The sequence below is a fragment of the Aeromonas bivalvium genome, from assembly GCF_000819765.1.
Classification (GTDB): Bacteria; Pseudomonadota; Gammaproteobacteria; order Enterobacterales; family Aeromonadaceae; genus Aeromonas; species Aeromonas bivalvium.
Genome location: NZ_CDBT01000056.1, coordinates 86,314 through 96,240 on the forward strand (window position 1 = coordinate 86,314; position 9,927 = coordinate 96,240).

The window sequence follows — 9,927 nt, forward strand, 5'->3', positions numbered from 1 at the left end:
GGCAGATGCCCGCTCCGTGCCGACTCAGGCCTCCAGCGCCTGATCCAGATCCGCCAGTATGTCCTCGATGGCTTCTATCCCGACCGACAGCCGGATCATCTCCGGCTTGACCCCGGCCTTGGCCTGCTCCTCCTCGCTCAGCTGGCGATGGGTGGTGGAGGCGGGGTGGCAGGCCAGAGACTTGGCATCGCCGATGTTGACCAGCCGCTTGAAGATCTTCAGGGCATCGTAGAAGCGCACCCCCGCCTCATACCCTTCCTTCAGACCGAAGGAGAGGATGGCCGAGGGGCGGCCGGCCATGTACTTCTCCGCCAGCGGATAGTGGGGGTGGCTCGGCAGACCGGCGTAGCTGACCCAGGCCACCTTGGGGTGAGCGTCAAGGTGGTGGGCCACCCGCAGGGCGTTGTCCACGTGGCGCTCCATGCGCAGGCTCAGGGTCTCCAGCCCCTGCAGCAGTAGGAAGGCGTTCATGGGGGCCAGCGCCGCCCCCGTGTTGCGCAGGGGCACGGTGCGCACCCGGCCGATGAAGGCGGCCGGGCCGAAGGCCTCCGTATAGACCACCCCGTGATAGGAGGGCTCGGGCTGGGTGAGCTGGGGGAAGCGCTCAGGGTGATCCCCCCAGGGGAACTTGCCCGAGTCGACGATGACGCCGCCGAGCGAGTTGCCATGACCGCCCACGTACTTGGTCAGGCTGTGCACCACTATGTCGGCGCCGTGCTCGATGGGCTTGCACAAGACAGGGGTGGCGACCGTGTTGTCGACGATGAGCGGCACGCCACGGGCGTGGGCCACCCAGGCAAACGCCGCCAGATCGACGATGTTGCCCGCCGGGTTGCCGATGCTCTCGCAGTAGACCGCCTTGGTCCTGTCGTCGATGAGGGCGGCGATGGCCTCGGCGCTGTCGTCCTTGGCGAAGCGCACCTCGACCCCGAAGCTCGGCAGCATGTGGGCGAACAGGGTATAGGTGCCGCCGTAGAGCTGGGGGGTGGAGACTATGTTGTCACCGGCGGCGGTCAGCGCCTGGATGGCGTAGGTGATGGCGGCGGAACCCGCCGAGACCACCAGCCCGGCTATGCCCCCTTCCAGGGCGGCCATCCGCTGTTCCAGCACGTCGTTGGTGGGGTTCATGATGCGGGTGTAGATGTTGCCCGGCACCGCCAGATTGAACAGGTCCGCCCCGTGCTGGGCGCTGTCGAACTCGTAGGCCACCGTCTGATAGATGGGCACGGCCACCGCCTTGGTGGTGGGGTCGTTGGCAAAGCCGTGGTGCAGGGCCAGGGTCGCATCTTTCATCACACACTCCTTGTTGGACGTCGTCGCCATTATGGATGGATAGACGTCCAATCTAGCAGGCCCGGCGCCGATGTAAACCTCCGAGTCCGGCCAAGTGCCGCTGGCTGATGGCGGCGATCCCTCTTCTCTCTTGCCTCACAAGGGGTTCATTCAGAGACGACGGCGATACTCCCTGTCATCTATCTGATCCATGTCCCACTGCATCAGGCGGTTGAGCTGGGCCATGGGATCCTCGATGAGCGGCAGCGGGCGGGGCAGGATCCGGCGGAAGTAGCGGCGCATTCCTTGCTGGATCCGGTTCGGTTTGAGGGGGCTGGTCTGGTGCATGATGGTGCTCCTGTGCTGTGGCTCTCATGTTCGTCATCAGTATTGAGCTAAAATACGGAAGTAAAAACTGATGACTTATAGCAACAGGATTTCCCCTTTTATGCCCAGCAGCCGTCTCTATCAACAATTTCAACGACTCGCCCAGCAGCTTGGCTGTGATGAGCGGGAGGCAAGCCTCGCCGAGGTGGCGGACCTGCTCTGCTGCACCCCGCGCAACGCCCGCCTGCTGCTGCGCCGCATGCAGGATCAGGGCTGGCTCAGCTGGTCGGCGGAGGCAGGACGGGGGCGACGATCCCGCCTCACCCTGCTGGACAATCAGGAGAGCCTGACCCGGCGCCGCTTGAGGGAGCTGCTGCGTCAGGGCCAGCTGGCCCAGGCCATGACCCTGGCGGGGGAGCGGCTGGACCTGCTCACCCCCCTGCTCTACGAGCAGCTCGGCCAGGCGACCCGGGAGGGGCGCCAGATCCTGAGGGTGCCTTACTACCGCCCCTTGCCCAGCCTGCTGCCCAGCGGGCCCCTGCGCCGATCCGAGGTACATCTGGCCCGCCAGATCTTCAATGGCCTCACCCGGCGAAATGAGGAAAATGGGGAAATCGAGGGAGATCTGGCCCACCACTGGGAGGCGCTCTCCCCCTGTCACTGGCGCTTCTATCTGCGCCCTGCGGTGCGCTTTCACCATGGCCGCGAGCTGGGGGTGGAGGATGTGATGGAGAGCCTAGCGGCCCTGGGGACGCGGCCGCTGTTTCGCCACCTGGCGGGGTTTGACAGCCCCTGGCCCCGCACCCTGGATATCCGGCTCGCCAGTCCGGATCCCTGGCTGCCCCACCTGCTGGCGGAGCCGGTGGCCGCCATCCTGCCCCGGGAGCTGGCGGGGGAGGCGGGCTTCGCCCTGCGGCCGGTGGGGACTGGGCCCTACCAGGTGAGCGCCAACGATCCCCTGCAACTGCGGCTGACCGCCTTCGACGACTACTTCGGGCTGCGGGCCCTGCTCGACGAGATCGACATCTGGATGCTGCCGGAGCTGGCGGAGCGACTGGAGAGTCACCTGAGGATCGGCAGCGACACCCCTGAGCTTGGCACCATGCGCGGCGAGTCCGAACTGGAATCGGGTTGCTACTTCCTGCTGCAGGACGACAGATCCCCCCGCTTGCAGGATCCGGCCCTGCGCCAGTGGCTGACCCGGCTGCTCAATCCCATCGCCCTGATGGCGCGGGTCGCCCCCGAGCTGCAACGGGGCCTGACCGGCGCCGTCGGTCTGTTGCCCCATTGGCGCGAGCCGCCACTCCCGCACGGCCCCGAGCCAGCCACCCTGCCGACGCGCCTGGTGCTGGCCTGCTTCAACCAGCATCTGGAGTTTGAGGAGTGCGCCAATGCCATGGCCAGTCTGCTGGCAGAGCAGAGGATCCGGCTCGAGGTGCGCACCCTGGATTACCGCCGCTGGGTGAGCGGCGCCGACGAAGACGTGGATCTCTGGCTGGGCACCCTCAACCTGGAACATGAGGGGCCGTTTGCCCCCTATGCCTGGCTGCAGGGCACTCCCTTGCTGCAGCAGGCATGGGGCGGGCAGCAGGCGCTCTGGCAGGGGCTGGCACAGTGGCGCGCCAGCGGCGCCGAGCCCGGCCCGCGCGCCCTGCTGGCCGAGGTGCAGCGCCAGGGCTGGTTCGTGCCCCTGTTTCACCATTGGCTGGAGCTGGAGAGCCGGGTCGGGGTGCACGGGGTGCGGATGACGGCCCTAGGCTGGTTCGATTTTCGCAGCGCCTGGCTAAGGCCCGAGTGGGAGAACCCGGCGGCTTGATGACCGGGAGCAGGGGCACAGCGACACCCAATGACGCCCTCGGCTATTGTGCGGGGCATCAAAAGCGGTGAATAGACTCAGGGATCACAGATGGTGTCATCGTCCTGTGCCATGCTGATTCTGGTTATGGAAAGCAGAGCAAGTGAGGAAAACAATGAGCAACAATTCAGAACGTTCCCAAGGAAAATGCCCTGTCATGCACGGAGGGACCACGGCCGCCGAGATGGCGAACATGGAGTGGTGGCCCAAGAGCCTGAATTTCGACATTCTCCACCAGCATGACACCAAGACCAATCCCCTGGGGCAGGACTTCAACTATCGCGAAGCACTCAAGAGCCTGGACGTGGATGCCCTCAAGCAGGATCTGCTGGCCCTGATGACCGACAGCCAGGATTGGTGGCCGGCAGACTGGGGTCACTACGGCGGCCTGATGATCCGCATGGCCTGGCATGCCGCCGGTACCTATCGCATCGCCGATGGCCGTGGCGGTGGCGGCACCGGCAACCAGCGTTTCGCACCGCTCAACTCCTGGCCCGACAACGCCAACCTGGACAAGGCCCGTCGCCTGCTGTGGCCCATCAAGCAGAAATACGGCAACAAGATCAGCTGGGCCGATCTCATCTTGCTGGCCGGTACCCTGGCCTATGAGTCCATGGGGCTCAAGACCTTCGGCTTCGCCTTTGGCCGCGAGGATATCTGGCACCCGGAGAAGGATATCTACTGGGGTGCTGAGAAGGAGTGGCTGGCGCCTACCAACAACCCCAACAGCCGCTACTCCGGGGAACGGGATCTCGACAATCCGCTGGCGGCGGTGATGATGGGGCTCATCTACGTCAACCCGGAAGGGGTGGACGGCAATCCGGATCCCCTCAAGACCGCCCAGGATATCCGGGTCACCTTCGCCCGCATGGCGATGAACGATGAGGAGACGGTGGCCCTGACCGCTGGCGGCCATACCGTGGGCAAGACCCATGGCAACGGCGATGCCAAGCTGCTGGGCCCCGAACCCGAGGGGGCCGAGATCGAGGATCAGGGGCTCGGCTGGCTCAACAAGACCGGCCGCGGGATTGGCCGCAATACGGTCACCAGCGGCATAGAGGGGGCCTGGACCAGCCATCCGACCCGCTGGGACAACGGCTACTTCGACATGCTGTTCGGCCATGAGTGGACCCTGACCAAGAGCCCGGCCGGGGCCTGGCAGTGGGTTCCCATCGACATCAAGGAGGAGGACAAGCCGGTCGACGTGGAAGACCCGTCGCTCCGCTGCACCCCCATCATGACGGACGCCGACATGGCCATGAAGGTGGACCCCGAGTACCGCAAGATAGCCGAGCGTTTTCGCGACGACCCGGCCTACTTCTCCGATACCTTCGCCCGCGCCTGGTTCAAGTTGACCCACAGGGACATGGGACCCAAGAGCCGCTACCTGGGGCCCTATGTGCCGGCCGAGGATCTGATCTGGCAGGATCCCGTGCCCGCCGGTCGGCGGGACTATGACGTGCAGGCACTCAAGGCGCAGATCCGCGGCTCTGGCCTCTCCATCGGGGAGATGGTCGCCACCGCCTGGGACAGTGCCCGCACCTTCCGTGGCTCGGACATGCGCGGCGGCGCCAACGGCGCCCGCATCCGTCTGGCGCCGCAAAAGGATTGGGAAGGCAATGAGCCGGCCCGGCTGGCCAAGGTGCTCAAGGTGCTCGAGCCCCTGGCTGCCGCCAGTCAGGCCAGCCTGGCGGACGTGATCGTGCTGGCGGGCAACGTGGGCATCGAGCTGGCGGCCAAGGCGGCCGGCGTCGAGCTGACGGTGCCCTTCAGCCCGGGCCGAGGGGATGCCAGCCAGCAGCAGACCGATATCGACTCCTTCGAACCTCTCGAGCCCCTGCACGACGGTTACCGCAACTGGCTCAAAAAGGACTATGTGGTCAGTGCGGAAGAGCTGATGCTGGATCGTACCCAGCTGATGGGGCTGACCGCCCATGAGATGACGGTGCTGGTGGGCGGGATGCGGGTGCTGGGCACCAACCATGGCGGCACCCGGCACGGGGTCTTCACCGACAGGGAAGGGGTCCTGACCAACGACTACTTCGTCAACCTGACCGACATGGGCAACGTCTGGCAGCCCAGCGGCAAGCAGAGCTACGAGGTGCGGGATCGCAAGAGCGGCGCCCTGAAGTGGACGGCGACCCGGATCGATCTGGTGTTCGGATCCAACTCTGTGTTGCGGGCCTACGCCGAGGTCTATGCCCAGCAGGACGGCCAGGAGAAGTTCGTGGCTGACTTCGTTTGCGCCTGGACCAAGGTGATGAACGCGGATCGCTTCGATCTCATCGGCTAAGGTCGTACCCGACGCCCCGCACAGGGTCTGTGCGGGGCGTCTTCTTGTCCGGGCATGGCCCTGGCATGCCTGGCTTGGTCCCTGTCCTTTGGCCCCGCAGATGGGGTAACATCCTGATCCTCTGAAGAGGGTCACGGGCCCCTCACCCACCGACAAGGAGTCAGCCATGCTGGAGATGCAGATCCACCCCCGCTTTCAGGAGACGGATGCCTTGGGGCACATCAACAACACCGTGCCGGCGGTCTGGTTCGAGTCGGCCCGGGATCCCCTGTTTCGTCTCTTCTCCCCGGATCTCGACGTGGGGGACTGGCACCTGATCATCGCGGGCTACGCAGTGCAGTTCAAACGGGAACTCTTCTATGGTCAGCCGGTCACCATCAGGACCTGGGTGAGCCGCATCGGCACCAGCTCCTTCACCCTCTGGCAGGAGGCCTGGCAGGGGGGCGAGCTGGCGGTGACCGGAGAGACCACCCTGATCCATTTCGATTATCAGACCCGTCAGTCCGTTCCCCTTGACGAAGGGCAGCGGGATGGACTGCGGGCCTGGTTGCTCGAGCGTTAATTCAAGGCCCGAGGGCCAATCACAGGATACGTATGCGCAAGATCCTTCTCGCCGGAGCCCTGGGGCTCTGCTCTCTCTCTGCCCTGGCCACACCCCTGGCACAGCAATTCACCCTGATGGAGAAGGGGGCCGAATATGGCCTCGACACCCGGCTGATGAGCCATGACGGGGTGGATATCCAGGCCTGGGTCGACGGTGTGCCCGTCATCATAGCCGTGCCCATCCGCGACGAGGGGGGCAGGCTGGTCGGCGAGAGCCGTTACTACTTCAAGGGGGGCAAGCTGTTCGGGGTCAAGGAGCCCGCCGCCCAGTTCGCCTTTGACGACAGTGGCAAGCTGACCCAGTGGCTCGACGAGCAGGGCCGGCCGGCGGAGTTCGTCAGCAAGATGAGCATGGCGCAGCGGGAGACCTGGCTTACCCGGCGCGCCGCCGAGCTGAGTGCCTTGTTTGCCCCCAGCCCGGCGGAGCAGAAAGCCGAGCGGGGCGGCGTCAAGCTGAAGGGGGCCGAGCTTGCCCACTGGCTCTGCAACGACAAGCTGATGGCCCTGACCGGCGGCGACAAGGTGACCTTCGAGCAGGACAGGCTCAAGACGGGCGCTGAGGGCATGAAGGGGGAGGTCTCCCTGCGCCGGGAGGCGGGGTGGCAGGATCTGAGCCTCAGGTGCGAGGTGCAGGGCTCCCGGGTCACTCGCCTCACCTGGCAACCCTTGCCGGGGGCCAACAAGCCGCGCTGAGAGGGAAGACATCATCGACACACACGGGGCCTCAGGGCCCCGTGCTTGTTGCGGCTCTGGCTGCATGGGGCGGCGTCTGATCCGGTGCCACTAGGGAGGCGCCATGACCCGGCGTCGGCGGCCGGGCCTGGGGGCTATTGCGGCTCTGATTGCCCCTGGCGCAGCCGGGTCAGGGCCGCCACCCGGCGCCACTGGCTCTCGGGAAACCAGGCCGCCAGCAGTTGCCGATCCGCCTCGGGGGCAGGATCCCCCTGGGCGGCGAGGGCCGTCAGGTAACCGGCTAGCCGCTGCTCGAACGCCTGCTGGTCCTGAGCCAGCTGCTGCAGACGCCCCTGGGCCTCCGGCCCGACCCGTTCCAGCAGGGCGAGCCGCTGCGCTTCCGGGGGCAGGGCGTCGATCCGTTGCAGATCTCCTATCAGGCGACCGTTGCTCTCCGCCTCCTGGAACCAGTCCGGCTGCTCGGCGAGCCAGAGTGCCAGCGCCTCGCCAAGCTGGGCCTGCTCGGCGGGGGGCGCCTCGGCCAGGGCCTTGCGCCTCAGGGTCCACTGCTCCATCAGCCGCTCCTCGGCAAACAGCCTGGCCTGCTCCTCCGGGGTGAAGGTGAGGCGACGCAGCTGGTCGCGGGCCTCGAACAGCCGGGTCAGGCTGGCGAGATCCGGTGCCCGGGGCAGGGGCAGCCTGGCCTCCTGCTCGAGGAAGTCCCGGTAGCGCGCCAGCAGGGGATCCTTGATGGGCTGGCCGCTGGCGAGGCGCTCCACCAGCTGCTGGCGCAGGGTGGCGCCTTCGGGTTGGGCGTCGGCTGGGTCGCGATCCTGTGGGTACAGGGTGTGACCGAGCAGGGCGAACAGCAGGCCCAGGGCCGCCAGGGCCAGGCCCCTCACAGCCCCATCTCCTTGAGGCGGTTCGCGTGCTGGCGGTAGAGGCTGACCGGATCCGTCTCGAACAGGTGATGGATGCCGAAGGACTGGTTCACCTCGTCCAGATGGTTCATGCGGTAGTGGGTGCCGAGCACCTTGCCGAGGTGGCTGCTGCACACCCCCACCAGGCCGTCATTGGCCTCGCCGAAGAAGGTCCCCGTGAGCACCAGGGCCGGATCCACAGGATCCAGGATGTTGGTCAGGTTGCCGCGCCCGCTCCAGGAGAAGTAGTAGACGCCGTTCTCGGCCTGGAGGGGCCCCTCGCCGCAATGGCGGCTCGGCAGCCCTTCCGGGTAAGCGGCGTTGAAGTTGACGGCCCCCGCGCTGGTGAGGGCGTCCAGGGCGGCGATGGGATCCTGGGGCAGGTCGCCGCCCCCCGAGAGCAGGGAGATGACCCCGGACAGGGCCGAGGCGGCCGCCGCCGCAAGGGCCTCCTCGGCCGAGCCGGGGGTGACCCGCATCCGTACCCTGTCCGCTATCTCAGAGCCGAAGTGAACGCCGCCGACGCTGGTGGCCGAGGCCACCATGTCGGGGGCGACCGAGGCCACGTAGCGAATGGTGGGGCCGCCGTGGGAGTGGCCGATGAGGTTCACCTTGTCGGCTCCTGTCACCGCCAGCACCTGCTGCACCTGGGCCAGCAGCTGCTCGCCGCGCAGCTCCGAGCTCTGGGTGGCGGAGACCTGGGCCACATAGACGCGGGCGCCATCCCGGCTCAGGGCCTGGGGGATCCCGTAGAAGTAATCCACCCCCAGCAATCTGTCGAAGCCAAACAGGCCATGGACCAGCACTATGGGGTAGCGGGTCTGGGTATAGCCGCTCGCCTGGCCCAGCAGGGGCAGGGTGCAGAGCAGCAGCAACCACCATCTCTTCATATCAGCATCCTTGTTGATAGGGTCATGGGTCACGGCCGGCATCATGCCAGCCTGCACAGCATGGCTGGCGAAGGGGAGCCGGGTTGTGTCTGGGATCACTAAATGACGAGGCGCGCTCGCCGTTCCCCCATATGGGGTTGCCCGGGTCTGCTTGTCTGGGGCGAATTAGTATGAAATGATAATCACTATCATTCAATGTTGGGACGGGCGAGACGATGGCAAGACAGGATCCCATGGCGCAATGGCGGCACCATACCCGGCTGGCGAATCACCACTTCGCCGAGGGGAACCATCTGGCTGCCCTGCCAGGTTATCGCCAGGCCCTGTTGCTGGCCGAGCAGCAGCTGCTCGACTGGCAGGATGCGGACGAAGTGGTCGCCGCCCTGGTGGTCGCCAGTCACAACCTGGCCGACCTGTTGCTGGCCATGGGGGAGACGGACGATGCCTGCACCCTGCTCTGCCAGGCCCATCAGCAACTGCTGCACCTCTCCGGCTCTCCTCACTGTCGCAGCGAGCTCAGGGCGGCCGCCCGCAACCACAGTCGTCACACCCAGATGGAGTTGCTCGCCTTCCTGCGCAAGCGGGGGCCCAATGCCGCCATCCAGGCCTGCCTCGGACAGTGCGCCTGTCAGGAGCGTGCCGCTCACACCCTTCATTGAATATCCATACATCGCAAGGAGTTGCCTATGAATCATGTCCTGCCCGCCCTGCCCTATGGCTACGATGCACTCGAACCCCATCTGGATGCCCTCACCATGGAGATCCACCACAGCCGCCACCATCAGACCTATGTCAACGGCCTCAACGCCGCCCTGGCGACCGCCCCCGAGTGGGCCGACACGCCCCTGGATCAGCTGCTTGGCCAGATAGAGAGTCTGCCCGCCAGCCTGCAGGGGGCGGTACGCAACCACGGCGGCGGCCACGCCAATCACTCCCTGTTCTGGCAGGTGATGAGCCCGCAGGGGGGCGGTCAGCCCCAGGGGGAACTGCTGGCGGCCATGGAGCGGGATCTGGGGGGCGTCGAGGCCTTCACCCAGCTGTTCACCCAGGCGGCCCTGACCCGTTTTGGCAGCGGCTGGGCCTGGCTGGTGGTGA

At 66.3% G+C, this 9,927-nt stretch carries 10 protein-coding genes; 6 read left to right on the forward strand and 4 right to left on the reverse strand.

Translation table 11 applies throughout. The annotated features are described in order from the left end of the window. Positions 1–24: 24 nt before the first annotated feature. A complete protein-coding gene (locus BN1119_RS16770) occupies positions 25–1,293 on the reverse strand; it encodes an O-acetylhomoserine aminocarboxypropyltransferase/cysteine synthase family protein (protein ID WP_042000714.1) in 1,269 nt (422 codons plus the stop codon). 150 nt (positions 1,294–1,443) lie between these two features. After that, positions 1,444–1,620, reverse strand: coding sequence for a hypothetical protein (locus BN1119_RS20250; protein WP_084205529.1), 177 nt, complete (start codon positions 1,618–1,620; stop codon positions 1,444–1,446). A 100-nt stretch (positions 1,621–1,720) separates the two neighbouring features. On the opposite strand from BN1119_RS20250, the gene sgrR reads away from it, so the two are divergent. The 4 genes from sgrR to BN1119_RS16790 all read left to right on the forward strand — a co-directional run bounded on the left by sgrR (position 1,721) and on the right by BN1119_RS16790 (position 7,043). Beyond that, complete coding sequence (sgrR, locus tag BN1119_RS16775; protein WP_042000717.1) at positions 1,721–3,415, forward strand: HTH-type transcriptional regulator SgrR; 1,695 nt, start codon at positions 1,721–1,723, stop codon at positions 3,413–3,415. Positions 3,416–3,569: 154 nt separating this feature from the next. Beyond that, positions 3,570–5,747, forward strand: a complete 2,178-nt coding sequence (gene katG / locus BN1119_RS16780; protein WP_042000720.1) for a catalase/peroxidase HPI — start codon at positions 3,570–3,572, stop codon at positions 5,745–5,747. A 166-nt stretch (positions 5,748–5,913) separates the two neighbouring features. Continuing rightward, entirely contained in the window at positions 5,914–6,309 is a 396-nt protein-coding gene (locus tag BN1119_RS16785; protein ID WP_042000724.1) for an acyl-CoA thioesterase, read from the forward strand. 32 nt (positions 6,310–6,341) lie between these two features. Beyond that, a complete protein-coding gene (locus BN1119_RS16790; protein WP_042000727.1) occupies positions 6,342–7,043 on the forward strand; it encodes a hypothetical protein in 702 nt (233 codons plus the stop codon). A 134-nt stretch (positions 7,044–7,177) separates the two neighbouring features. Here the strand turns inward: BN1119_RS16790 and BN1119_RS16795 are convergent, their stop codons facing one another. Together BN1119_RS16795 and BN1119_RS16800 are read right to left on the reverse strand one after the other, a co-directional pair. Continuing rightward, complete coding sequence (locus BN1119_RS16795; RefSeq protein WP_052448081.1) at positions 7,178–7,924, reverse strand: lipase secretion chaperone; 747 nt, start codon at positions 7,922–7,924, stop codon at positions 7,178–7,180. Beyond that, the gene (locus tag BN1119_RS16800) at positions 7,921–8,832 is read right to left on the reverse strand and encodes an esterase/lipase family protein (RefSeq protein ID WP_042000730.1); all 912 of its coding nucleotides are present in this window, start codon (positions 8,830–8,832) and stop codon (positions 7,921–7,923) included. The genes BN1119_RS16795 and BN1119_RS16800 overlap by 4 nt, the downstream gene beginning before the upstream one ends. 233 nt (positions 8,833–9,065) lie before the next feature. Between BN1119_RS16800 and BN1119_RS16805 the strand changes: the two genes are divergently transcribed. Both BN1119_RS16805 and BN1119_RS16810 read left to right on the forward strand, forming a co-directional pair. Beyond that, positions 9,066–9,491, forward strand: coding sequence for a DUF2753 family protein (locus BN1119_RS16805; protein ID WP_042000733.1), 426 nt, complete (start codon positions 9,066–9,068; stop codon positions 9,489–9,491). Positions 9,492–9,518: 27 nt separating this feature from the next. Next, on the forward strand, positions 9,519–9,927 hold a 409-nt coding region (locus BN1119_RS16810; protein ID WP_042000736.1), incomplete at its 3' end, for a superoxide dismutase.

What these genes read in the sequence shown, in the direction of transcription:
- BN1119_RS16770 (WP_042000714.1), bottom strand. Translation starts at nt 1,293, where the DNA reads ATGAAAGATGCGACCCTGGCCCTGCACCACGGCTTTGCCAACGACCCC.
- BN1119_RS20250 (WP_084205529.1), bottom strand. Translation starts at nt 1,620, where the DNA reads ATGCACCAGACCAGCCCCCTCAAACCGAACCGGATCCAGCAAGGAATG.
- sgrR (WP_042000717.1), top strand. Translation starts at nt 1,721, where the DNA reads ATGCCCAGCAGCCGTCTCTATCAACAATTTCAACGACTCGCCCAGCAG.
- katG (WP_042000720.1), top strand. Translation starts at nt 3,570, where the DNA reads ATGAGCAACAATTCAGAACGTTCCCAAGGAAAATGCCCTGTCATGCAC.
- BN1119_RS16785 (WP_042000724.1), top strand. Translation starts at nt 5,914, where the DNA reads ATGCTGGAGATGCAGATCCACCCCCGCTTTCAGGAGACGGATGCCTTG.
- BN1119_RS16790 (WP_042000727.1), top strand. Translation starts at nt 6,342, where the DNA reads ATGCGCAAGATCCTTCTCGCCGGAGCCCTGGGGCTCTGCTCTCTCTCT.
- BN1119_RS16800 (WP_042000730.1), bottom strand. Translation starts at nt 8,832, where the DNA reads ATGAAGAGATGGTGGTTGCTGCTGCTCTGCACCCTGCCCCTGCTGGGC.
- BN1119_RS16805 (WP_042000733.1), top strand. Translation starts at nt 9,066, where the DNA reads ATGGCGCAATGGCGGCACCATACCCGGCTGGCGAATCACCACTTCGCC.